At 43.4% G+C, this 23302-nt stretch carries 24 protein-coding genes and 1 other annotated feature; of the genes, 9 read left to right on the top strand and 15 right to left on the bottom strand.

The features are described from left to right. Positions 1-218: 218 nt before the first annotated feature. The 5 genes from mtnA to AC6CHU_RS06540 form a co-directional block, all read right to left on the bottom strand. Positions 219-1280, bottom strand: coding sequence for an S-methyl-5-thioribose-1-phosphate isomerase (gene mtnA, locus AC6CHU_RS06560; RefSeq protein WP_159862092.1), 1062 nt, complete (start codon positions 1278-1280; stop codon positions 219-221). Between the two features lie 12 nt (positions 1281-1292). Continuing rightward, positions 1293-2516, bottom strand: a complete 1224-nt coding sequence (mtnK, locus tag AC6CHU_RS06555; RefSeq protein WP_159862093.1) for an S-methyl-5-thioribose kinase — start codon at positions 2514-2516, stop codon at positions 1293-1295. 283 nt (positions 2517-2799) lie between these two features. Beyond that, the gene (locus AC6CHU_RS06550) at positions 2800-3615 is read right to left on the bottom strand and encodes an STAS domain-containing protein (protein WP_159862094.1); all 816 of its coding nucleotides are present in this window, start codon (positions 3613-3615) and stop codon (positions 2800-2802) included. Positions 3616-3697: 82 nt separating this feature from the next. Then, entirely contained in the window at positions 3698-4000 is a 303-nt protein-coding gene (locus AC6CHU_RS06545; RefSeq protein WP_159862095.1) for a hypothetical protein, read from the bottom strand. A 68-nt stretch (positions 4001-4068) separates the two neighbouring features. Further along, on the bottom strand, positions 4069-4776 hold the full coding sequence (locus AC6CHU_RS06540) for a hypothetical protein (RefSeq protein WP_251283311.1): 708 nt from the start codon (positions 4774-4776) through the stop codon (positions 4069-4071). 184 nt (positions 4777-4960) lie between these two features. Between AC6CHU_RS06540 and AC6CHU_RS06535 the strand changes: the two genes are divergently transcribed. Next, positions 4961-6004, top strand: coding sequence for a lactonase family protein (locus AC6CHU_RS06535; RefSeq protein ID WP_159862096.1), 1044 nt, complete (start codon positions 4961-4963; stop codon positions 6002-6004). Between the two features lie 43 nt (positions 6005-6047). Here the strand turns inward: AC6CHU_RS06535 and AC6CHU_RS06530 are convergent, their stop codons facing one another. The 7 genes from AC6CHU_RS06530 to AC6CHU_RS06500 all read right to left on the bottom strand — a co-directional run bounded on the left by AC6CHU_RS06530 (position 6048) and on the right by AC6CHU_RS06500 (position 12134). Further along, positions 6048-7043: a zinc-binding dehydrogenase gene (locus AC6CHU_RS06530; protein ID WP_251283278.1), complete on the bottom strand. Its 996-nt coding sequence runs from the start codon at positions 7041-7043 to the stop codon at positions 6048-6050. 78 nt (positions 7044-7121) lie between these two features. Beyond that, on the bottom strand, positions 7122-8369 hold the full coding sequence (gene tyrS, locus AC6CHU_RS06525; protein ID WP_159862098.1) for a tyrosine--tRNA ligase: 1248 nt from the start codon (positions 8367-8369) through the stop codon (positions 7122-7124). A gap of 48 nt (positions 8370-8417) precedes the next feature. Further along, positions 8418-8625: a binding site (T-box leader), on the bottom strand. A 111-nt stretch (positions 8626-8736) separates the two neighbouring features. Beyond that, positions 8737-9477, bottom strand: a complete 741-nt coding sequence (gene map / locus AC6CHU_RS06520) for a type I methionyl aminopeptidase (protein ID WP_498120823.1) — start codon at positions 9475-9477, stop codon at positions 8737-8739. Between the two features lie 59 nt (positions 9478-9536). Continuing rightward, positions 9537-10097, bottom strand: a complete 561-nt coding sequence (locus tag AC6CHU_RS06515) for a hypothetical protein (RefSeq protein ID WP_251283279.1) — start codon at positions 10095-10097, stop codon at positions 9537-9539. 17 nt (positions 10098-10114) lie between these two features. Then, positions 10115-10690, bottom strand: coding sequence for a nucleotidyltransferase family protein (locus AC6CHU_RS06510; RefSeq protein WP_251283280.1), 576 nt, complete (start codon positions 10688-10690; stop codon positions 10115-10117). After that, a complete protein-coding gene (locus AC6CHU_RS06505; protein WP_251283281.1) occupies positions 10680-11312 on the bottom strand; it encodes an NUDIX hydrolase in 633 nt (210 codons plus the stop codon). The genes AC6CHU_RS06510 and AC6CHU_RS06505 overlap by 11 nt, the downstream gene beginning before the upstream one ends. After that, the gene (locus AC6CHU_RS06500) at positions 11313-12134 is read right to left on the bottom strand and encodes a DUF2268 domain-containing putative Zn-dependent protease (RefSeq protein WP_251283282.1); all 822 of its coding nucleotides are present in this window, start codon (positions 12132-12134) and stop codon (positions 11313-11315) included. 157 nt (positions 12135-12291) lie between these two features. On the opposite strand from AC6CHU_RS06500, the gene AC6CHU_RS06495 reads away from it, so the two are divergent. From AC6CHU_RS06495 to AC6CHU_RS06480, 4 genes are all read left to right on the top strand, one after another. Then, on the top strand, positions 12292-14061 hold the full coding sequence (locus AC6CHU_RS06495; RefSeq protein ID WP_251283283.1) for a sensor histidine kinase: 1770 nt from the start codon (positions 12292-12294) through the stop codon (positions 14059-14061). Further along, entirely contained in the window at positions 14030-14761 is a 732-nt protein-coding gene (locus AC6CHU_RS06490; RefSeq protein WP_251283284.1) for a LytR/AlgR family response regulator transcription factor, read from the top strand. Before AC6CHU_RS06495 ends, AC6CHU_RS06490 begins: the two co-directional genes overlap by 32 nt. A gap of 252 nt (positions 14762-15013) precedes the next feature. Beyond that, a complete protein-coding gene (locus AC6CHU_RS06485; protein ID WP_251283285.1) occupies positions 15014-16465 on the top strand; it encodes a carbon starvation CstA family protein in 1452 nt (483 codons plus the stop codon). A 215-nt stretch (positions 16466-16680) separates the two neighbouring features. Continuing rightward, on the top strand, positions 16681-17601 hold the full coding sequence (locus AC6CHU_RS06480; protein WP_498120818.1) for a ketopantoate reductase family protein: 921 nt from the start codon (positions 16681-16683) through the stop codon (positions 17599-17601). Positions 17602-17646: 45 nt separating this feature from the next. Here the strand turns inward: AC6CHU_RS06480 and AC6CHU_RS06475 are convergent, their stop codons facing one another. After that, positions 17647-19482 (bottom strand): M6 family metalloprotease domain-containing protein, encoded by a 1836-nt coding sequence (locus AC6CHU_RS06475; protein ID WP_498120816.1) that lies wholly within the window; start codon positions 19480-19482, stop codon positions 17647-17649. A gap of 209 nt (positions 19483-19691) precedes the next feature. Between AC6CHU_RS06475 and AC6CHU_RS06470 the strand changes: the two genes are divergently transcribed. From AC6CHU_RS06470 to AC6CHU_RS06460, 3 genes are read left to right on the top strand one after another with little or no spacing between them, the layout of a single operon-like run. Then, positions 19692-19880: a hypothetical protein gene (locus AC6CHU_RS06470; protein ID WP_159862109.1), complete on the top strand. Its 189-nt coding sequence runs from the start codon at positions 19692-19694 to the stop codon at positions 19878-19880. Beyond that, entirely contained in the window at positions 19880-20077 is a 198-nt protein-coding gene (locus AC6CHU_RS06465; RefSeq protein ID WP_159862110.1) for a YwbE family protein, read from the top strand. Before AC6CHU_RS06470 ends, AC6CHU_RS06465 begins: the two co-directional genes overlap by 1 nt. A gap of 39 nt (positions 20078-20116) precedes the next feature. Beyond that, a complete protein-coding gene (locus AC6CHU_RS06460) occupies positions 20117-21370 on the top strand; it encodes an ATP-binding protein (RefSeq protein WP_498120813.1) in 1254 nt (417 codons plus the stop codon). A gap of 41 nt (positions 21371-21411) precedes the next feature. Here AC6CHU_RS06460 and AC6CHU_RS06455 read toward each other — a convergent pair whose 3' ends face one another. Then, entirely contained in the window at positions 21412-22020 is a 609-nt protein-coding gene (locus AC6CHU_RS06455; RefSeq protein ID WP_498120811.1) for an exonuclease domain-containing protein, read from the bottom strand. Positions 22021-22089: 69 nt separating this feature from the next. Further along, entirely contained in the window at positions 22090-22314 is a 225-nt protein-coding gene (locus AC6CHU_RS06450) for a hypothetical protein (protein ID WP_498120809.1), read from the bottom strand. Between the two features lie 105 nt (positions 22315-22419). Here AC6CHU_RS06450 and AC6CHU_RS06445 point away from each other — a divergent pair, with 105 nt between their 5' ends. Then, entirely contained in the window at positions 22420-23148 is a 729-nt protein-coding gene (locus AC6CHU_RS06445; RefSeq protein ID WP_498120807.1) for a DUF3784 domain-containing protein, read from the top strand. Positions 23149-23302: the final 154 nt, after the last annotated feature.

Here is a 23302-nt window from a genome sequence, read left to right as displayed (position 1 = left end):
GGGTTTACAAATAGTTTCTACTATTAATATGTTGTTTAATTCATAATTTTTCCACATAAAAAAGAATTCCCCCAAATAAAACAGTACAATTGGTTGATGCAAAGAGTAATATTACACTATGTTTTTTGTCGCTTTCAGGGATATTTTCCTAGTTAAACGCTTTAAAGATATAAAGAATAAAAATCCTCCTAATCGCGTGGACAGGAGGATTTTTATTCTTATTTAAACATTTTAGGAAGGCTATCTGTGTACGGTGCATACGCGATGCCATTCTCCGTGATAATGCCTGTGATCAGTTCATTATCCGTTACATCGAATGCGGGATTATAGGTTTTTACGCCTTCTGGCGCCATCGGCTTTTCGTACCATTTAGAAGTAATCTCTTCTGAATCTCTTAATTCAATATGGATATCGTTCCCTGTTTTGCATGTGAGGTCGACAGTTGACAGCGGAGCACAAACATAGAAAGGTATATTATAATGTTTTGCGAGAATCGCAACGCCTGATGTTCCAATTTTATTGGCAGTATCCCCATTGGCTGCAACACGGTCACAGCCGACAAGTACCGCTTGAACCCTGCCTTCTTTCATGATGATGCTGGCCATATTATCGCATATCAGCGTAACATCGACACCTGCTTCTTTAAGCTCCCATGCAGTCAGGCGGGCCCCCTGAAGCAGCGGGCGGGTTTCATCGGCGAATACTTTAAAATCATATCCCTTTTCCTGTCCTAAATAAATCGGAGCCAGGGCTGTCCCATATTTAGCAGTCGCAATTGTACCGGCATTGCAGTGTGTCAGAATTCCCCATCCGGGCTCAAGTACAGAAAGAGCGTGCTGGCCGATTGACTCGCAGACTTTTTCATCCTCACTACGAATTTTTTCTGCTTCCTCTTTCAGAGCCTGCTTTATTTCTGCTGCACTCCTGCCTTCTTCCTTCTGGAAACGGGCTTCCATGCGGTCGAGCGCCCAAAACAGATTGACTGCAGTCGGCCGTGATGAAGCCAGATATTCCTTCGCTTTTTTAAAATCCAGGTAAAGCTCATCATAGTCTTCTGCTGCTGATTGCTTTGTGCCCAAATAAACACCGTAAGCCGCAGCTATTCCGATGGCAGGTGCACCCCGGACCTTTAAATGATAGATTGCATCCCAAATTTCCTTTAATTCTTTCAAATACAAAAAGTTCTTTTCATTCGGCAGAACTGTTTGATCTAATAGAATGAGTGTATTGTTTTCATCCTCCAATCTTACAGACTGGATAACATCCACTGGTTTTCCCATCTTGCTGCCTCCTTAGAATCTTTTTTCACAGTCTTTTAGAGTACGCACAAAGTCTTCTCCTGTTTTAAAAGATTCCCTTTCCATAATAAACATCTTTCCGGCTGCCAGACAAATCATTTCTGCAGCAGCTTTGCTGCTGTAATCGTCAATGCAAGTGACATCCTTTACTGATGCCAGCCCAATAATCCTCCTGCACAATTCAAGTCCTGTAACAGCCGCTGTGTCGCGCAGAATTGTTTCCAGATAATATTCTTTAAACCCTTCATAACGGGCTGTTTGTTCAGTTGCTTTCTCATCCCATGCCTTCAGGAATTTCGTTTTGAACAAGTCGATAATATCTTCTATTGTATTTTCGAGATATTCCATCTGAACCTGCCTTTGTTCTCCATTATCCATTGTATATTTCGCGTTCACATAGGCGAAGATCAGATTGGCGATCACGTTGCCGATATCGTATCCGGCCGGGCCATAAAAGGCAAACTCTGGGTCAATAATTTTAGTAGAATCTTCTTTTACAAAAATTGAGCCTGTGTGCAGATCGCCATGCAATAATGACTGAGCATGGGTCATAAACTCAAATTTTAGCTTTGCCGTTTCGAGCTGAAGCTTGGAATCTTCCCAGATTTCCTTCTTGGCAAATTCCCTGGTACCTTCAAATACATCATTTCTCGAACAGTCGTAAAACGGTTCGGTGAAGACGAGATCCTCTGAAATTTCGCACAACTCCGGGTTAGTGAACCTTTGGACCAGCTCTTTCTTTTCCTTATGTCCGATGACAACATCAGAAGTGAGTAATAGGGTATTTACCAGGAAGCTTGAGATATGGTCAGCAAACAGCGGGAATTTTTCATGCTGTATTAAAGCTGTCCTCATAATAGTGTAATCTGACAAATCCTCCATTGCGGTACAATTCATTATGGGATCGTAGCTAATCACCTTTGGCACAAAACCTGGAGCGAGCCTGTTTTGAAGATCGAGAATTTCGTATTCGATGCGGTTGCGGTCAGGGGATAGCTTAAATTCATCAGATATTCTGGCAACCGGTCCGGCCTGCTTAATAATCAGAGACTTCTTGTGTTTATGGTCAATCAGCTTAAAAACGTAGTTTAAATTGCCATCGCCAATTTCCCTGCAATCCAATTCTGCATCTGGTGCAAAATAACTCAGCCTTGTTTTGGCATATTCAATGGCTTCTTGTTCAGTCATTGTAAAATAAGCAGATGTAAATACAGTCATACAAAAATCCCCCCATACGAATCTTTTTGATAGCATCTATTATTTTGTTAATTTAATATATTTGAAAATATCTAAATACTATCATGTGAATTGGGGTTCGACAATTGTTTTTTAAGGGGGTTTTCGTATAAATAGTGCTTTTCACTTAACAATGTTGTCCGTTGATTGCAGCGAGTGGAGGCTCCCTGCAGTCAGGCGCTGATGCTGTACATGTACCGGAGTAAGAAGTTTTCACCATTTTTATAAAAAAAAGCCGCTTAATAAGCAGCTCCTTTCATTACAGTTATTTAATGCTTCTAATCGCCTGCAAAACGTTCGAATATACCTCAAGGGATGATAAGTCGATGCCAAGTCCAACAGCACTTTTTGCCAAATCCGGTCTGACACCAGTGGCAATGGTATTGACACCGACCAGCTGGAGTATATTCCGGATATTGAAAATATGATTGGCAATTTCAACATCTATATGCACCGTTCCGGAAAAATCAATAATTAAGGTTTCAATCCCCAGCTGGTTTACCCGCGGGACTGTCTTCTCTATGATGATTTGTGCTCTGTCATAGTCTATGCTTCCGATCAATGGAAGTATTGCAATGCTGTCCTGAATCGGTACAATGGCTGCAGACAGCTCATTTACCTGGGATTGCGTCTCTTTTAATTGCTCCTCGGAGTGCCGTTCAAAGGCAAATACGGTCTCATTAATGCTGATGTCCAGCATAAAATTTACTTTTTTAACAATAGTAATAATTTCATCAGCCGTTAATTCAAGCTTTTTGCCAATATTATTTAATCTATCAGTAAAAACTAGGCGGGTGTCCGGATAACGGATAACGATATCAGAAATTTTCCCTCCTTTGGATGCAGCCCGCTCGCCATTTCCTTTGCTCCATTCAACAAGTCCATCAGGAATCATATTATCACTGCTTGCAATCATGGTTCCCAAGAACTTCAAAAAATTCACATACATCAATACGGCAGCCTCAATTTCCGGTTTAGGAATTTCAAAACCAAATCGTTTTATGATTTCTGTAACCAGTTCTTCGGATAATACCTCCGCATTTTGAGTAAGATATGCTGCAACTTTTTGTATAGGCTCCATCTGTATGTATATCCCCTCTCCTATGTCTTGCTTCGATTATATCCTACTAAATCTTCAAAAGAACAGATTGGGAAATGATTCCTTAAGATAATAACCATTCCTCATAATCTTCTTCCCTTATCTCACTGATCAGGAGAGATTCAAATCTTCTGTAAAGCTCAAGGATTCCAGGATCGCTGTTAATTAGCGGCATCTTGTTTAGATAGTCATCTTCCGACTTAAAAAAACTGATTTCAGTCCACTTTGTCTCATCTGTCTTGCTTTTTAATATCTTGGTCTGTACATCGATATACTTTCGGTAGATTTCACCGGCTTTCCGCTGAATCTGCATCAGTTCCTGCTGGTTTTCAGGGCTAATATGATATTGATAGAGTTTTATGCACATAGTATCTCCTTAAGATATTGGCGATTTGGGCAAGGCTGAGGGTTTATGGATAAAATTCAGTCATCTTTTCAACCTTTCAGCTTCTTGTAGAAGCCCAATGATTCTGTTAAAAGCTCCCGATCATACCCTGTCTTTTCATGAATCCTGTCTGTCCATTCTTCAATAGTATCCGCAGGGGGATCATGGTACAAGCCTTCTGTAGTGCTGAGGAAGCTTTTCCAATTGTAAAATTCCCAGTGTGCGGTTTCGTTTTTATAGGAAATCCGCTGCTCCAGCAAAGCCTTTGGATAAATATAGTTTTGGGAACGTTCAGCTGCATCAAGAAAGAAGTTCAGTTCAACCGGATTTGTATCATAACTTTGCCGCGATATTTTTCCGTTCGGCCGGTGATAGGCAATTTCCAGCTGTCCGTGCTGGGTTGAAACCTGGACATCTGCTGCCGGGAAAAATCCGCTTCTCTTTTCCGGAGTAAAATTCCGTGCCTTTGAATCAATTAATATGGGCTGCAGCCATTGGTCGCCAAGATCACATAGAAAACGGTGCCCCTCCTCATCCACCGCTACCACTGCAGCATGGGCTGAGGAATTATGCAATTCGTGGCCAACCGGATAGGCCTGAATTCCAGCCTCCATAAACTCGTGCAGAAGCCAAATTGCGAGGTCAAAGCAGTTTCCGGTAATTCCATATTGAGCACGGTGCTCTTTCATTAAAGAAACGTCCCGCTGCTTTTTCGTTCCTGCTTTATCGTAAAACCATGCTTTAGTCAAAGTCTCCATCGGAAAGTGATCAAATTTTTTCCAAACAGACAAAATCGATTGGGGTGCCTCCAATATGATCATCCTTTCATCTATATACCTTATTTATTATTCTTTTTTGATTGTCAAATTCCTCTTCCTTTTGTTTGAACTGGAATGTATGATAGAGTATTTTCAGAGAAAAAGAATTAAAAGGAGGCTCCATATGGCCAAATATAGAGGATACATAGGGACATATACAAAGGGTGAAAGTGAAGGGATATATACATTTATTCTGGATACAGATGCCGGTAAAATTTCCGATGTGAAAACGGCAGCGAAATTGGATAATCCCACTTATTTAACAATCAGCCAGGATAACCGCTTTTTATACTCAGTAGCCAAGGAAGGCGAATCCGGCGGAGTAGCTGCATATCGTCTGGACAGCAGCACCGGTGCACTTGAGAAGATCAACAGCCAGGTTTCTGCCGGCTCCCCTCCATGCCATGTCAGTGTGGATTCTGCTGTCCGCAATGTTTTCAGTGCAAACTATCATAAAGGGACAGTCGAGTCTTACTTAACAAATGAGGATGGCTCTTTAAATCCTGCTGTTTCGGTTATAGAGCATAGCGGATCAGGTCCTGACAGCAGGCAGGAAAAGCCGCATACCCATTATGCAGGAATGACACCGGACGAAAAATACTTGGCTGCAGTTGACCTGGGAACAGACCAGGTAATTACGTATGAGGTAAGTAATGGCATTCTAAAGGAAACTAGCACCTTGTCCGTTAAACCTGGGAGCGGACCGAGACACCTTGTGTTCCATCCAAATGGAAAGTATGCCTATGTGATGACCGAGTTTAGCTCTGAGGTTCTTTTGCTTCAGTATCACGATGATGGGAGCTTTGTTCAAAAGCAGGCTATTAGCACACTACCGGAGGGCTTTACGGAAAATAATCAGGGAAGCGCCATCCATATCTCTTCTGACGGCCTCTTCATCTATGCGGGAAACCGCGGACATGACAGCATTGCTGTTTTCTCCGTCAATCAGGATAATGGAGAGCTTGCATTTGTGGAGCATACCTCAACAGAAGGTAACTGGCCCCGTGACTTTGAGCTCGATCCTGCCGAAAAATTTATCATTGGCTCAAACCAAAACTCCAGTAATATTGTTTTGTACTCGAGAGATGAACAAACAGGGAAGCTAACATTGCTTCAGGCAGATGTGAAAGTGCCGGACCCTGTTTGCGTGAAATTTTTACATGTATAAAAAAAGGGTGAGATACTGCTTTTAGGCAGCATCTCACCCTTTTTTATTCGCTGATTCTGAAAGCAATCTTCCCCCATTGCTCCGCGTTTGCAATTTTATCAAAAGCATGGCCGTATTGTTCCAGGTGAAATGCCTGATCCAATACCGGTCTTAATTGATGTTTTTCAATAAACTGGAGCATTTCATGGTATTCCTCTGCACTTCCCATTGTCGAGCCAAGCAGGTTTTGCTGAGCGTAAAAGAGACTGCGAAGATTAAGTTCCAGCACATCTCCTGTTGAAGAGCCAAATGTTACGATGGTTCCGCCATTGCGAAGGATCTCCAGAGATTTATTAAATGTAGCCGGGCCGACAGATTCAATGACAAGATCCACCTTTTCCCCGCCAAGGGCTGCCTTCCAATCTTCGCCGCTGTCCAAGGCTATATCTGCACCAAGCTCCAGAGCTCTCTGACATTTCTCCTCGGAACGGGAAGCCACATACACGGTTGCCCCTGCTGCTTTAGCGAACTGCATTAAGAAGGTTGCCACTCCCCCTCCAATTCCGGGAATAAACACCTTCATGCCTTTCTTAAGCTTTCCTCTGGTGAATAATGCTCTATATGCGGTTAGTGCTGCAAGGGAAAGAACGCCCGCTTCCTCCCAGGTTAAATATTTGGGTTTGGGAGCTGCATTTTCAGCCGGAATCACGATGTATTCCGCGAAGGTGCCATGAAACGGCAAGCCGACAATTTCAAAGCCCTCAGGTGGCGCCTCGCTTTTTTCCTTCCAGCCAAGCCCCGGATTGATGATGACTTCATCATCTCGCTTCACTTCTGATACACCCTCCCCGACTGCGTCAATGACTCCGGCTCCATCAGAACCGATGACAAGTGCCGGATCTTCCGGTTTGTGGCGATGCGGGACAAATAAATCACGGTGGTTCAATCCTGCCGTTTTTAGTTTCACCCTGACCTCGCCTGCACCCGGCTCAGGTTTTTCCAATTCACCATATGATAACCCGTCGAGACCCGCTTTTCCTTTATGAATGATCGCTTTCATTTCGTCCACCTGCTTTTCTTTAAAAATTTCGTCTATTCTATCATAGCTTGAGAAGGGGCCAGGAAAAAAGCGATATGCCTAGATAAGCTTCAGTTTCACAAACTTCCTTTTTCCTGCCTGAAGAACTAATCCATCTGTAATTTTCACGAGCAGCTTAACATCGCTGACTTTTTCTCCGTTTAACCGGATGCCGCCTCCTGCAATCATTTTTCTTGCTTCTGTTTTGGATGGAAGAAGGCCAAGTCCTGCAATCAGGTCCGTAATGAACATTTCACCCTCTCCCTTCCATTCGAGTTCCGGAATCTCTTCCGGCATGGCTCCTTTTTGGAAAATGGTTTGAAAATGCTGTTCGGCTTTATCGGCTGCAGCTGCCCCATGGTACATGCGGACAATCGTGCGGCCTAAAAGCATTTTGGCGTCACGCGGATGAAGCGTTCCGTTTTCCAGCCCTTCTGCGATTTGCTGCTTTTCAGTTACCGGCAAATCGGTTGCCAGATTGAAGTATTTGACACTCAGCTCATCCGGTATGGACATCGTTTTGCCGTACATATTATTCGGGTCTTCATCCACACCAATATAATTGTTTTTCGATTTAGACATTTTCTCTTTGCCATCAAGGCCTTCAAGGAGCGGCATAAGGATGACAACCTGCTTTTCCTTTTCAAAATGCTCCTGCAGATGGCGTCCCATCAACACATTGAAGTGCTGATCAGTGCCGCCAAGCTCGATATCACTTTCAAGAGCAACCGAATCGTAGCCCTGCATCAGCGGGTAGAAAAATTCATGAAGGGAGATCGGCTTCCCTGTGGCCAGGCGCTCCGAAAAGTCATTTCGTTCCAGCAGACGGGCAACCGTAATGCTCGCGGACAGGCGGATAACATCTTCAAGCTGGAGGCCTGAAAGCCATGCTGAATTGTAATGAAGATCGACTTTATCCATGTCCAGCACCTTGCTGAATTGCTCGAAGTATGTTTTCGCATTATGCTTCACTGCCTCATCTGTGAGCTGATTTCGGGCTGCCGATTTGCCTGTCGGGTCGCCAATTTTCCCGGTAAAATCACCAATAATCAGCTGGATGATATGGCCGTTGTCCTGGAACTGCTTTAATTTGTTCAGCACAACCGTATGGCCGATATGGACGTCCGGTGCAGACGGATCTAATCCAAGCTTAATTTTTAATGGCTGATTTTGAAAAATGGATTTAGCTATTTTATTCTTTAGATCTGCTTCAGGCAGAATCTCCTGGACGCCATTAGAGTAAATCTCAAGCTGCCTCTCTGTTTCGAGCTTTTGATCCTGTGTTAATTTGTCAAAAAAATTCTCCATGTTCCCCATCCTTTCTCTAATTGAAATATAAAAAACCACGCCCCTAAAGAAAGGGACGTGGTTAACGCGGTACCACCCTTTTTGAAGATTGCTCTTCCACTCAGCGGATTAACGGTCCGGGCCGTTCCCTGCTACTCTTGTTCACAGGAAAAGTTCAAGAAGGTAATTCACTGTTAACTATGTGCTGATTTTCACCGGGCATCAGCTCTCTAAAACAGGGAGAATAACAGCTACTTGTTTCTGTCATTACTTTAAAATTTGAAATTTTAATTATTTTAGCTGAATGTTCTGGAGAGTTCAAGCGTTTTTTTCACGGGTAACAAAAAATCTAAAAAAACCAGGAGCATCCCATGCTCCTGGTTCATGATTATTTCGTTAAGATAATTGGTCCTTCTTTTGTGACCACAACGGTATGTTCACATTGTGCGACATGGCTTTTATTTGGTGTAACAAACGTCCACCCGTCGCTCATTTCTCTAACTTCGTCATCTCCGCTTGAGATAAACGGTTCGAAGGCTACTACCATTCCTTCTTTTAACAGCTGTTTATCCCATGGATCAAAATAGTTCAAAATATGGTCCGGTTTCTCGTGAAGGGAGCGGCCGACACCGTGGCCAGTCAGATTCATGATTACGTTGAATCCGTTGTTTCTTGCCACTTTATGAACCGTTTTGCCGACAAGGCTCAGCTTGCCGCCCGGCTTTAACTTTTTCAGACCTTCGTCGAATGCTTCCTGTGCCACATCACATAATTTTTGCAGCTTTTCATCTTCTCCAACGACAAATGATAGGCCAGTATCAGCAAAATAGCCATCTTTTGATCCTGAAACATCAATGTTTACCAGATCGCCTTCTTTTATTATGCGGCTTCCGGGAATGCCATGGGCTACCTCTTCGTTCACGCTTATGCATGTAAAGCCTGGAAAATCGTATTCTCCTTTAGGGCCGGAAATTGCTCCGTGCTTTTCAAACAGCTCTCCGGCTAAATCATCAAGCTCTTTGGTTGTGACATCCGGCTTGGTTTTTTCAATCATCGCATCGCGAATTTCCGCGACAATTTTGCCAATTTCCTTCAGTTTTGCTAATTCTTCTTCATTTTTTACAATCATACAGAATCCTGCCTTTTCTTTAGTTGTTATTTCTCTATTATAATCTAAATGTGACGCGCTTAATAAGAATTCGCATTTTCTCTAAATAAAAACCTTAAAATCAACAGTAATGTAATCAGCCCTATTGAAGAAAACAGCAGGACTTCAATCAGGTGTCCATCCCCTTTTTCTTTAGCATGGCTTGGTATTCTTCCTTTTTCAGCCATTATCCTTCTGTAATAATCCTCATGCCCCGATACAATCCTGCCATCCCGAACCTCAGCCATTCCATTGGGACCGGCGACGGGTACTAGAAAACGGGCTTCCTTTGTTTTTTCCAAAAATAACAGGAACTTGCCGCCCTCCTGCTGAAATTCCTCTGCCCATCCAGTATCGTTTCTGTCAATGCCTGCCGTAATGTTTTCTGCCGCTTCCCCTTTATAAACCTTTTCAACATGAAACTGGCTTCCATAAAATATACTCTTGCCTGATTTTAGTTTACTATTGAAATTATATGTTCCCAGCACAATGACTTGTGCACGGGATTCGACCTCTTCGGGATTTATTTCCACCCATTTTGTTGCCAATGTCTGCAAACCTGGCAGTATGAGCAGCAACAGTAATAAAAACACCTTTTTCATTGGCTTCTTCCTTTCAATCAAATGTTTGATTGAATTTCTTCTATCATTGGCCATAATGATGTCCAGTTCTTCTTTGTAACTCGCTGCAGGTATACTTCAAATAACTTTCTATCTTCAGCAAACAAAGGAGTGGGGTTTATTTTAAAAGAAAGCAGGTCCTCTATCCCCCAAGGAGCCGTTAGTATGATATTGTATTTGTCATCAAGTTTTAGCCCGAGTGCAGTAGCTGTTTCAGGAAATTTCGAGATCGCATCCACTGATGAAGTATATGGGGGTAGGTCATTAAGCAGATGCATTCTTGCCTCATTTTTAACAGACCAGGGCACTTGGGGCAGAAGGGATTTAAGCTTGGACTCGAGTACTTTTTCCGTTTCTTCTCTAAGGTCATTCTTATTAAAATAGACGACATCCACATCCGGCAAATGGGTTCTATTCCTGAATCCATGAAGAGTATCCCATACTTTTGCCCTCACAAAGCCGGCACATACCCACCAGTCAGGGAGGTTTAATGACTTTGCGGCTAAAAGGATATCCATCATCCATTTGTCCTCTTTTACCAGCTTCACGATATCTTCTTCTGTTTTAATCTGCATATTCCCTCTCCATCTCCCGAATCGAATGCAGTACCCGCCTGTAATAGTAATCCTCATGCGGAACAAAGTCGTCTTTGCACACTTTTATAGAAGATGTGACTCTTTCATCGCGTTCAATCTGAAATCCCTCTGCCTGGATATGATCTCTTCCTTCAAACCAGAGCTCATGGAAGTCTTCCAGATCAATCCGGTAGATTCCCGTTACTTCCTCCTGCTGCGGCTTGAACTCCTCCAGAGTATGGCCGCTGGGATATAGAAATACATTCGCCAGTTCTTTGTCGATAAAATTTTCTTTCTCTGCCATATAATCGATGACGCCCAATGGCACCAAATCCGTAAAATCAACTTGAATCCCCAGTTCTTCCTCCACTTCCCTCAGCCCGTCCATGACTGATTCATGGCTCATAAGATGGCCTGCAGCGGTTATGTCCAGTAATCCCGGGTAATCCTTTTTGTCCTTGCTGCGGTATTGAAAATAAATATATTCCTTTTCTTCTTGTCTATCGATGAACCAGCAGTGAAAGGTTTCATGCCAGAGTCCTTTTATGTGTACCTCTTCTCGGGAAGCAACACCAATCTGATTCCGATTTTCATCAAATATATTCAGCATTTCTGTCTCCAATTACATGTCCTCCTTGATCATATATCGATTAAGCAGTTCAACCGGATCTATATGAAATAAATCCCGATACCTTGTGATTTTTTCCTGTTCTGCGTAATGCCTTACCATTTTAAAAGCAAAAGAATAGCCTGAAAATATGGGGATGCCCATTTCCTTATCACCAAAACAGATTTTACTTTTTAACACATCGTCTTCTGTATGCAGATTCTGCCTGGCAATTTCCAAATAGCGATGCTCGGCTTCCTCAGTGAAGCTTTCCTTCCACCACCGCTTATCCCTATAAAGCGAAAGACTGAAATACTCAGCGCACCCCTCCATTTTATACCAGTCAGCGAGAGTAAAGGTTTCTAGTGTAAGATTGTAGATCGGATTTTCAGGGCAAGCATGATGGAGCTCATGGGCAAGCATATATTTTAAAAAGTCGGGGTCCGGCTGCGGCGGAATGGCAAGGAAAATAGTATCTGGACCTATAGTGTAGCCATTTGTCCACAGGGATTGATCTATATTCTGAAACCACGGGAAAGGCAGAGAAGGCACAATTGTTATAGACAGGCTTTTAAAGTGAAGCTGCCTCATAGCTGCCTTACACGTTTCATCGGCGATGGCTGCGATCTCCTCGGGATTCCAGCTGTACTCAGGGAGCCTCTCTGCTGACAAGGCTTCAAATTTAAAAAGCTGAAACTTTTTCGCCAGCTGCTCCCAGTTTTGCATCCACGATTTCCTGCCGATCAGGGGGCTGAACTCCGCTTGAAGGTAACGGTTCATATCCAGGCGGTTTTCCAGGAGGCGGGCTGGTGTGATTTGGTTCAGCGTGAATCCCATGAATAATCTCTCCTTTTCCGGAACTAATTTCAATAAACTTTCGACAGACTGCTTTGAAAAGCCTTTGCTTTTTTTGAAAAATTCAAACAGGCTATTTTTCATTTACTCTTTAATCTATTAAAATAATGATAAAAGACTTTCTTAAAGGGGCTTACTAATGCTGGAACTGCTGATTACGATGCTGGAGAGGCTTGGGATCATTGTCACTATTGCACTGATTCTGACAAGGTTCCGCTTTTTCAGAGAGATGATTTATGGCGAAAGATTAAAAAGGCAGCAGGAGTATAAAGCCATTCTTTTTTTCGGATTCTTTGGCATCATTGGAACCTATTCCGGCCTGGCTTTTAATACAGACACTCTGCAGTTTAACCGCTGGGCATCCGAGCTTGCTTCAGATGAAGCCATTGCCAATTCCAGGGTGATTGGGGTCGTGCTCGCCGGATTGCTTGGCGGCCCTAAAGTAGGAATTGGTGCGGGTATTATCGCAGGATTCCACCGATTTACACTTGGCGGCTTTACCGGGATTGCCTGCGGCCTTGCATCCATAGTAGCCGGGCTGCTTGCCGGCTTTTTCCGCCGAAAGAACGAACATGTAAAGCTGTCATCAGCCTTCTTCATTGGTGCTGCGGCAGAAGCCGTGCAAATGCTGATTATCCTTGGAATATCACGGCCCATGGAAAAAGCGGTGGCGCTTGTTGAAATGATTGGGATTCCCATGATTATAGCAAATGGACTTGGCAGCGCATTATTCCTCCTGATCATAAAAAATGTCATTAACGAAGAAGAAAAAGCAGGTGCTTTTCATGCACAGAAAACGCTGCGTATTGCAGATCAGACCCTTGCTCACCTTCGGGAAGGGATTAATCATAAATCCGCACTGGCTGTCTGCCAGATCTTACATAAGGAACTTCAAATGAAAGCAGTGGCGATCACCAATCACGCTGAAATCCTGGCCCATGTCGGCCTTGGAAATGACCACCACCGTTCCGGAAGCCCGATTCAGACCCGGATCACACGTGATGTCATTGAGCACGGTGAAATTATGGCTGCAAATGACCGGACCATTCACTGCCGGCAGGATAACTGTCCACTTGGTGCTGCCATTGTCGCTCCTTTAAAGCTGCGGGGTGAAACCATTGGAACGCTAAAGTTTTACTTCACTTCGGAAAAAGAAATGACCAATCTCGTGATGGAGCTGATCTCCGGACTAAGTGTACTGCTCAGCAATCAGCTCGAAATCGCTGAGGCTGATAAAGCCTACCAGCTGGCAAAGGAAGCTGAAATTAAAGCGCTGCAGGCGCAAATATCACCGCATTTTTTATTTAATTCATTAAATACGATCATTTCCCTTGTGAGGATTGAGCCTGCTCAGGCACGGAAATTGCTTGTATCGCTCTCACACTTTCTGCGGCAGAACCTGACCGCTACAACAGTCAGCTGTACGACCCTTGAACAGGAGCTCAGACATGTAAAGGCCTATTTGTCCATAGAGGAAACCCGGTTTGTGGATCGGCTAGAGGTCCTATATGACATTGAGGAAGAGGCCCTTTTGGAGAGAATTCCGCCGCTCACTCTGCAGCCGATTGTGGAAAACGCCGTAAAGCATGGGATTAAAGACAAAGAACAGGACTGTCTCATTAAAATCGAAATCATGAAACGGGATGGAGTAACGATAGTTAAAGTCGAGGACAATGGACAGGGTATGAGCAAAGAGCGAGCTGACCAAATTGGGAAAGAAACCCTTACGTCAAAATCGGGGTCCGGACTTGCACTCTATAATATTAACCGCCGGCTGACGATGATGTTTGGTGAAAAGGCTTCCCTTCAAATTGCCAGCACGCCTGGCGTCGGCACTGTCATACAATTCGCCATTCCACAAACGGAGGAAAAAACTGATGGACAAAACGATTCGGGCCTTAATTGCTGATGACGAACGCTACAGCAGAGATGAATTAAAGCATTTACTGGAGAAATTCCCTGCCATTCAGGTTGTCGGCGAGGCTGAATCAGGTGAAGCAGCGGTAATGAAAGCCATACAGCTTCAGCCGGATGTGGTTTTCCTGGATGTGGAGATGCCCAAAATGAACGGCATGGAAGCGGCCAAATCTCTGCACGAACTGAAAAAGGTGCCGCTTATCATCTTTGCAACAGCCTACCCGCAGTTTGCTGCTGAAGCCTTCCGCTATGAAGCCACCGATTATTTACTGAAGCCCTACGATGAAGAACAGCTCGAGCAGACGATCAGGCGTGTGGAAAAATTGATTAGCCGAAAAAAGGATCATGACATTGGCAAGCCTGCCGGCAAACTGGCAGTTGAAGAAGATGGGGAAATTTTATACCTGGAGCCAAAAGATATCCTCTATATCGGCCGGGACGAAAAAGTATCCAGAATCATTACCAAAACCGGAGAGCACGAAACCAAAATCCCGCTAAAGGACTTGGAGAGCAGGCTATTGCCATTTTCTTTTTTCAGGATTCATAAAAGTTACTTGGTAAACCTGGACTATGTAACCAGACTGACTCCCTGGTTTAACGGTGCCTATCAGCTTGAGATGGAAGGCCGGGAAGAACTCTTGTCTGTGAGCAGGAACTATGTAAAAGCACTGCGGGTGCGATTGGAATTGTGATAAAAGCACCGGAAACGGTGCTTTTTCCTATGTGCGGGACTTCAGTTGTTCTTATTTTAGGCTCACTACATATCGCCTCAGGTCCGCCACTGCAAATAAAGGAAATTTTCAAATCATTCGTACCCTTCTCTGCATCTTAATCCTCCTCTATTGCCTTTTAATCTTCATTTATTACATGTTGGACACAAATTGTTCAAATCTTCTCGTTATTTTATATAATTTATGTAAACGCATTCATAAAGGGGGATATATATGATTACTTTTTTAACCTGTATTGCACTTTTAATTGTAGGTTATTTTACGTACGGCAAGTTTGTTGAAAAAGTCTTCGGTGTGAAGCAGGAACGTACGACGCCTGCCTATACACATGCTGACGGTGTAGATTACATCGCTATGAGCACACCAAAGAACTCTTTAATACAGCTATTGAATATTGCGGGGACTGGTCCGATTTTCGGCCCGATTATGGGAGCGCTTTACGGACCTGTCGCTTTTATCTGGATCGTGGTCGGCTGTATTTTTGCCGGTGCTGTTCATGATTATTTAACAGGAATGATTTCCATCCGCAACCGAGGCGCCCATTTGCCTGAGCTTGCGAGTAAATTCCTCGGCAAAGTCATGAAGCATGTTGTGAACGCTTTCGCTGTTCTTCTGCTTCTTTTAGTTGGAACAGTCTTTGTTACTACTCCTGCTGACCTTCTTTATGTGGTGATGGATCAAAAAATCTCATTAACGCTAATTATTGCTGCAATTTTCATCTATTATATTTTAGCGACATTACTGCCAGTTGATAAAATCATCGGCCGCCTGTACCCTTACTTTGGCGCCTTACTTTTAATCAGTGCCCTTGGTGTGGGGATAGGCTTAGTTGCAACCGGTGCTGAAATTCCGGAGATTTCTTTGCAGAATTTCCACCCGGCTAACGCACCGATATTCCCATTGCTGTTTTTCACAATCACGTGCGGTGCTCTTTCAGGATTCCATGCGACACAGACACCGATTATCTCCCGTACAACTCAGAACGAGAACCAGGGACGTAAAATTTTCTATGGCATGATGATTGCAGAAGGTGTTATTGCGATGATCTGGGCTGCTGCTGCCATGAGTTTATTTGATGGCTACAATGGATTAAGTGATTTCCTTGCCAACGGAGGCCCTGGTGCCGTGGTAAGTGAAGCTTCTACCCTAATGCTTGGTGCAATAGGCGGAACGCTTGCCATTCTTGGTGTTGTGGTCCTTCCAATTACATCTGGTGATACAGCATTCCGAAGTGCCCGAATGATCATTGCTGACTATATCAATTTCGCACAGAAGAAAATTTCAAGCCGTTTATGGATTGCGATTCCATTGTTTGCTGTTTCCTTGGCACTTACGCAAATCGACTTTAACATTCTATGGAGATACTTCAGCTGGGCTAACCAATCAACTGCAGTGATTGCACTGTTTGTCGGTGCCATGTACTTGTATATCGCGAAGAAAAATTACTGGATCTCGCTTATACCTGGAACATTCATGCTGCTGATGGTCTTAACGTATATCTTAAATGCACCTATCGGCTTCGGATTATCCTGGACTGCTGCCTGGATTGGCGGCGCGATCGGTACAATTGCTCTTGTAGTCCTCTTCTTCTCCGCTGCTAAAAAAGCGCGGGCGAATAACCTGCCGCTTGAAGTAGATATTTCCGGCTGGAAGAGATCTGCATAATGGCCTGCTGCTCCCCCAATTACCGGGAAACAGTAAAGGAGGAAGAGAAGAAAATAAACGCGAAAGGTGAGGAGTCTCTCTCTCTTACTTCCAAATTGATTTTAACTGCAGTTATGTTATCAGGAGCAGGATTCTTCTTCTATTTAACTTAGTAATCTTGCAAAAGTGCACGTACATGCGTGCACTTTTCCATTTACCAAAGGAGGCACTATAGTATGAAAATATTAATTGTCGGAGCCGGCGCTATTGGCGGTTATTTTGGCGGAAGACTTCTGGAAAAAGGCGAGGATGTTACGTTTTTGGTGAGGGAGAAAAGAAAGCAGGAGCTTGAGAAATATGGACTGCTCGCTGAAAGTGTCCATGGAAAGATGGAGTTCTCTTCGGCGAAAATCATTCAGGCAGGAGAAAGTGCTGATGCATTCGATGTCATCCTGCTCTCCACAAAAGCTTATCATCTTGAAGGAGCCATCAGGGATATCCGCCCATACACAGGCAGCAAAACCTTGATTCTTCCACTCTTAAATGGAATTGCCCATATGGATCAGCTAATAGCTGCTTTTGGAGAAGAAAATGTTCTGGGCGGACTTTGCTTTATTGAAACCACTCTTGGTGAAAATGGCAAAGTGATTCACACCAGCCCAGTCCATGACTTGGTTTTCGGGGAGCGTTCCGGTGAAAAAACAGAGCGAATTCTGAAGCTTCAAGAAACTTTTTCAGGTACAAAAGCAAACTTCCGCCTCTCTGAAAATATTGAACAGGAGATGTGGCATAAGTACCTGTTTATCTCCACACTTTCCGGTGTCACCTCCCTGTTCCGTTCCCCAATCGGGCCGATTCGCGAGCAGTCATTCGGATTGAATTCAATTAAAGAGGTTTTGAAAGAGGCATCCGCCATTATGAGAGGCTTAGGTGCTCCGCTCGCTGATGGGATTGAAGAAGCCCAGGTGAAGAAAGTACATGAAATGGGCTTTGAAATGAAATCCTCCCTGCAGCGGGATATGGAAAAAGGGCAGGCTATTGAAGCAGATCATTTCTTCGGATACTTGCTGGAAAAGGCTGAACTGCTAAATTTAGATGCTCCTGTTCTTGGAGCGATTTATGGGAACCTGCAAATTTATGAGAAGAATAGTCTTTAATAACAAAAATCCGAGCAGGCCACCCTGCTCGGATTTTTTAATCTATTATTTTTTGCTGCTGTTCGTGTTATAGAAGAATTTTGCTGTGATGGATCCATCGGCATTTTCTTTAATGTTTGTTACATGGATTCCGGAGTCAGCCGGTGTAGAGCCGTATCCTTTCCAGAAGTAGTAAGAGCCTGTGTGGACCTTTCCTGAAACAGGGGTGATTTTGCTGCCTGTCTTGAAGAAGTCACCTGCATCACCGCGGTTTTTATTTTTCTCCAGGTCATACTTGCCATCAGCCTGCAGAACAGATAAGCCATAGTGTGTTACCACTGTTCCGTCACTAGCTGTTTCAGATTGGTTGTACTGGAAGCGTTTGTTCATCCAGTTCTCCACATTGTTTGGACGGAAGCCGGCTGTCTGGTACAGGTTAATGATGTTCTCATCTACATGCCACGCCACTAAGCCTTTAGCATCTTCCCCCTGGCGGATAAATCCTTTGTTAAATCCATCGTGCTGAACGTTTTCAAACAGGAAGTATTCAGTGCCGTTTGAGCCTGGCACTTCCATTTTGATAATTCCGTTGTCATCATCCGCTTTGCTGATTGGCGGCAGAGTGATTTCCTTCACGCCATCCTCTGGTTTTACTTCAATAGGCTTTACCCATCCTAAGAAGATCTTAGAAAATGGATCAAAGTGAGCTGGTGAATTTCCGCCATATTCAGGTTTATCCGGATAGCGCAGCCATGAACCGCCTGCCATCATCGAGTAGTTTCCTGCCCCTTCTGAGCTATAGACCGTATCATAGAAGTCAGGCAACCCCAGGGCATGTCCAAATTCATGAGCATAAACCCCTGTTTGTGCCGGAAACGGACCCGTTTTGGCTTCTTCTTTGTAAGTATTTGTAGCAGCATCAAATCCGGCAACATTACCGCCGATGCCTGGCTGGATATTGTAGTTGTTGACTACTACCCCATCATATGTCATATCTTCAGCAACTGTTTGGTCAATCCACGCACCTTGGGACATACCAGCATGAACATCTGCAGGTTTGCCAGTTTCATAGTATTTTCCGTAATACAGAGCACTTAAAAGGCTCCACTTATGAGACCAGAACTGTGCAGGATCACGGCTGAATTCAGCTCCTGTACCTTCATGAATGACGAAAATATTAGGCACTTCCCCATTTTCGGCATACTTTGAAAAATCAACCTGATCGTCTGCAGCTTTCAGCAAGTCGCGAATAAATTCCCCTGTATGGGCATCACCATTCACGTTTCCATTTACATATGTTCCGTTTTCAGCAAACTTTCCTTCCTGATCTAAGTAATAAGATGCACCTTTTGGCATTTGTACCCAGACAAACTCGGTGTTCTCTTTGCGGATCAGGTTCGTTTTTCCATAACTGGATTCCTTATAAGCGTTTTGCATCGTGCGATCCTTTGGAACATCTGGTCCATCATATTGCTTGAACTGTTCAAGTTCGTATGGGTTATACTCAGTGCCAAAAATTAAATCCTCATAATATTTAGCCGGGACTTGTCCGGGCATATCGCCAACAGGCTCATCGCCATCCGGATACTTTGCAAGAAGAACCAGAACTGGAATATCCCCTGTTGCTTCTTTATATGCAACGTGATTGTCGCCAGGCTTCTGAAACTTTGCACCTGCCTTGGCCGCTTTCTCAGCAGGATCCACTTTTGATAGATCCATACCCAATTCCTTCGCTTTTGCAGCAAGTTCCGGCGATGCACCAACATGATGCGCAAGACTGATTTGATACTTGCTTTCCTGCTTAACCTGAGTATTTGCCGGTCCGGCTCCTGCAAAAACGGCACTTCCTGCTAGAACAAGAGATAATGCTGAAGTTGATAGGACTTTTAACAATGGACTCACTCCCTATAATCTATTTCTGCAATCTAAATATATAAAATATTCAGTATTTTCGGAATGAGTTGAAAGTATTATTTGGCAGGGAATTTAGTGATCCAAAAGACTTATTTTTCAGAAAAGTTACAGGTGAAAAGATTATATTCTCAGAGAAATTTCCTTTAATAGGTTAATGATTTATAATAGAGGGATATGTAAATAAAGGAGATTCTAATATGACTAATATAGAAGATAATACACCTAAGAAAATAAGTCTTAAAGAAGCAATGAAACAGCAGCTTATGAATAAAAAACAGGGTCAGACAGGCGGAACGTTCAATAATGCTCCCGTTAAATCCACGAAAGCATTGAAAAGCCAGCAGACAAAGAAGACCAATAATCAGCGGAAACGGACTGGTGTGTAATGGATGGCCAGAATCGCGCTGCAATTGCGCCAGGATTAAAAGTGAAAATCGTTCTAAAAAAAGATCAGCGGACAGGTGCGCTGACCGAAGGAATCGTGAAAGACATTTTAACGAAGTCCCCTTCCCATCCGCATGGCATTAAAGTAAGGCTTGTGGACGGGCAGGTTGGCCGTGTCAAACAAATCCTGCGCCCATAAGGAGCCGTCTTTAAAATAGATAACTCACGGAGGAGACTATTGGTTACACTGATTAAACCTTTACTGGTAAATATTACGATCCTATTCTCATTTGCGTTTAACGGAAACTTGTTTTTCCCATATCAGACAAAGGCCCCTCTTACCTTTAAGCAAAGGTTGATATATGGACTGCTTGGATCATTCGGAGCACTTCTGTGTATGTTTTACCCCATTGAAACATTGGGGGAAACCCATTTTGACCTGCGAATGGTCGCAATCATGATTGTGACGCTGTATACCGGATGGCTGCCGGGATCCATTGTGATGCTGAGTACTGTCATTACTCGCTATGTAATAGGCGGCCAGTTTACTTTTATTGGAATTTTGGTTTCCATTTTAGCTTTTGTGGTTTCCATTTCATTAAGAAGAGTGTTTCTTAATTCAAATCACCGGGTGATTACGGGGTCACTTATTGTATTTTTTTATTTTTATCTGTATATAGCGATCATTGAGACAGCAATCATGTTTCTGGACACCTATTTTTATCTGATCTACTATGCAGCATTTTACCTGACATTTATTGCTCTCATACTGATAATTGAGAGTTTATTCAGAACCAATAAACAGATAAGTGAAATGGTGTATATGGATAAGCTGACAATGGTCGGCCAGCTGGCAGCTTCGATTGCCCATGAAATTAGAAATCCCTTATCCACTGTGAGGGGCTTCATTCAATATTTGAGCCAGGATACGGCAGATGAGAACTTTAAGAAGTTCTCCCCTTTGATAATTGAAGAACTGGATCGCACAAACATCATCATTACCAACTATCTTAAAGTGTCAAAGCCTGAACAGTCCCATCTGGCCAATGTCCCCCTGCATGACGTGATTCAGGATTGTGTCCTGCTCATGAGGCCGCTTGCCTCTTATTCAAATGTGGAGATTGAGTACGGGAATAAAGAGCCCTTGTATGTGAAAGGTGATGAAGATCACCTAAAACAGGCCATCATGAATGTGATCAAGAATGGAATTGAATCGGTTCAGGAAAAAGGAAAGATCTCGATTGTTATTTCAGCAGATTATTTTCTTAAAACGGTTAAAATATCGATTGCGGATAATGGCCGGGGCATGACATCCGAGCAATTAGAAAATATCGGTTTGCCTTTTTATACAACGAAAACAAAGGGCACAGGCCTCGGGAGCATGGTTACGAACAAAATTATTCGTGAAATGAAGGGAACAATTGAGTATGATAGCGAAATCGGCAAGGGGACAACAGTAAACATCACACTGCCTTTGCTCAACTGCGAATAAGAAAAAGAGTGCTTGAGTGCACTCTTTTTCTGTGTGGATGTTTATCCGAGCTTGCCCTGGGCTGCTGGCTGATATTTTCTCATCGGGCCTTTGGCCAGAACATCACGCATATAGAAGTCACCGGCCGGATTTGTTTTTTTCAGCAATTCCAAGAGGTATGTAATATCATCCATGGCCCGGTGTGTCTGGCTTTCCGCGATCCGGTGGGATTGAAGAAGCGTCAGCAGTTTGCTGTCAGAAAAACCGTATTCTTTCCATGGAACACTTCTCATGGTGCAATACCATTTTAATTCATTGATGTCCTCCGGATACATCCGGTACAAAAAGCTGCGGTCAAAGGATGCATTATGAGCGAAGACCGAATCAGCGCGGAAGAAATATTTTTTTATTTTGATATCATCAAAGCTCTTTCCTCTGACAGCTTCATAAGGAATCCCATGGACTCTGAATGCACGGCTGTAATTGTTTTTGGCAGATTGGCTGATGGGCTCCCTCAGGAATGCGGATTTATCCTTTATATCAAGAATCTCCCCTGTGTCGGCACGATATGAAAATAGCTTTAATGCCAATTCGATGATTTCATCGGAATTTGGTCCCAGGCCCGTGGTCTCCACATCCAGCAGCAATCCCATCTTTTCCTGGTTTCTCATGGCCAGCCTCCTCTATTGATTATAAATTAAGCATATATTAGAGGAGTGCTGAATGCCAGTGGAACCGCTTTAGATCTTCTTATCGTTTTTCAGGCGATCCACATAATCGGCATGGTAATTCTGATGCATGTATTCGCGGTTTTTCATCGAATAGAAATAGCCTGTCGCAAGAGACAGAAAGGCGAACAGAAAGCCTATCCCAAATCCGAAGCTATGGTATCCCATAACGATGCTGACAATGGCAATGAGCAATAGCACCACTAATATATAAAATAAGATATTTTTGCTATTCAAGGACGTGCCTCCTCTTATTTGAACTAAAAATCTGTCTTATTATTATACCAAAACCGAAACAAAACGGCGGCATTATCCGTAAAGAATAACAAGGAGGTTTTTGCCATGATTGGTCTTATCATTACACAAATTTCTGTAATTCTGCTATTCCTGCTTCTGGGATGGGCTGTACGATTCAAAAAAGCCTACTGGCTCATTTCCGGTTTCGCCTCGCGGCCGGAGATTGAAAAAGAACAATTAATCAGCAGCGGCTATCCGCAAAAAACCGGCAGCCTGCTCATTGGCACTGCAATCGGGATGCTGGTGCTCCTGCCTTTATCATTTACAGAATTCCGATTCGCAATGGAAGTGCAGTTCGGTTTTATGATAATTGTTTTGCTTGGGGGATTCATCTATTTATCGCGATATGAAGTGCCTGCCAAAAGAAAACGAAGTTATATTATTGCTCTCATCATTTTTATTGTGACAATGGGCCCCCTCATTTACCTGACTGTCTCCAGCCATAAAGGCTATGAAATGGCATTAGCAGAGAATTCATTTAAAATTTCCGGAATGTACGGAGACGAATGGGGTTACCGGGATATTCAGTCTGTTCAATTACTGGAGGAAATGCCTGAGGTCACCTGGAAGCAGAATGGAATCGGCCTCCCTACCCTTTCACAGGGGCATTTTAAAGTGACTGGCTATGGCAGCAGCTTATTATTCATCCAGAAAGGCCATTCGCCGATTCTGTATATTGAACTTAAAGATGAGCAGATTTTTGTGAACAGCAAAAATCCCGCAGAGACCGAGAACTGGTATAAGGTGATGAGGGAAGAAATGGTTAACAATTAAAGTTGCCGGCATAATAGGGTTCGGATTCGGGGGCTTTACTAAAAACACTCTGAAATAACAGTTCCTTTTGACATTTTTATTGATATATAAACTAGAAAACTCGCCCTTTGAATTTGGCGAGTTCTATTGTTATAGAATCCAGTCTTTCTTAAAC

The sequence above is a fragment of the Cytobacillus sp. GQ23 genome (genome assembly GCF_059758675.1).
Note: the sequence above shows the minus strand (reverse complement) of the source record. Positions and strands in the feature narration are given on the sequence as shown.

Coding starts and splice junctions, on each gene's coding strand:
- AC6CHU_RS06510 (WP_251283280.1), bottom strand. CDS start 10,690: ATGCAGATTAAAACAGAAGAAGATATCGTGAAGCTGGTAAAAGAGGAC.
- AC6CHU_RS06535 (WP_159862096.1), top strand. CDS start 4,961: ATGGCCAAATATAGAGGATACATAGGGACATATACAAAGGGTGAAAGT.
- map (WP_498120823.1), bottom strand. CDS start 9,477: ATGATTGTAAAAAATGAAGAAGAATTAGCAAAACTGAAGGAAATTGGC.
- AC6CHU_RS06500 (WP_251283282.1), bottom strand. CDS start 12,134: ATGGGATTCACGCTGAACCAAATCACACCAGCCCGCCTCCTGGAAAAC.
- AC6CHU_RS06550 (WP_159862094.1), bottom strand. CDS start 3,615: ATGGAGCCTATACAAAAAGTTGCAGCATATCTTACTCAAAATGCGGAG.
- AC6CHU_RS06470 (WP_159862109.1), top strand. CDS start 19,692: ATGACTAATATAGAAGATAATACACCTAAGAAAATAAGTCTTAAAGAA.
- AC6CHU_RS06445 (WP_498120807.1), top strand. CDS start 22,420: ATGATTGGTCTTATCATTACACAAATTTCTGTAATTCTGCTATTCCTG.
- AC6CHU_RS06545 (WP_159862095.1), bottom strand. CDS start 4,000: ATGTGCATAAAACTCTATCAATATCATATTAGCCCTGAAAACCAGCAG.
- AC6CHU_RS06480 (WP_498120818.1), top strand. CDS start 16,681: ATGAAAATATTAATTGTCGGAGCCGGCGCTATTGGCGGTTATTTTGGC.
- AC6CHU_RS06540 (WP_251283311.1), bottom strand. CDS start 4,776: ATGGAGACTTTGACTAAAGCATGGTTTTACGATAAAGCAGGAACGAAA.
- mtnA (WP_159862092.1), bottom strand. CDS start 1,280: ATGGGAAAACCAGTGGATGTTATCCAGTCTGTAAGATTGGAGGATGAA.
- AC6CHU_RS06465 (WP_159862110.1), top strand. CDS start 19,880: ATGGATGGCCAGAATCGCGCTGCAATTGCGCCAGGATTAAAAGTGAAA.
- AC6CHU_RS06455 (WP_498120811.1), bottom strand. CDS start 22,020: ATGAGAAACCAGGAAAAGATGGGATTGCTGCTGGATGTGGAGACCACG.
- AC6CHU_RS06530 (WP_251283278.1), bottom strand. CDS start 7,043: ATGAAAGCGATCATTCATAAAGGAAAAGCGGGTCTCGACGGGTTATCA.
- tyrS (WP_159862098.1), bottom strand. CDS start 8,369: ATGGAGAATTTTTTTGACAAATTAACACAGGATCAAAAGCTCGAAACA.
- AC6CHU_RS06485 (WP_251283285.1), top strand. CDS start 15,014: ATGATTACTTTTTTAACCTGTATTGCACTTTTAATTGTAGGTTATTTT.
- AC6CHU_RS06515 (WP_251283279.1), bottom strand. CDS start 10,097: ATGAAAAAGGTGTTTTTATTACTGTTGCTGCTCATACTGCCAGGTTTG.
- mtnK (WP_159862093.1), bottom strand. CDS start 2,516: ATGACTGTATTTACATCTGCTTATTTTACAATGACTGAACAAGAAGCC.
- AC6CHU_RS06495 (WP_251283283.1), top strand. CDS start 12,292: ATGCTGGAACTGCTGATTACGATGCTGGAGAGGCTTGGGATCATTGTC.
- AC6CHU_RS06490 (WP_251283284.1), top strand. CDS start 14,030: ATGGACAAAACGATTCGGGCCTTAATTGCTGATGACGAACGCTACAGC.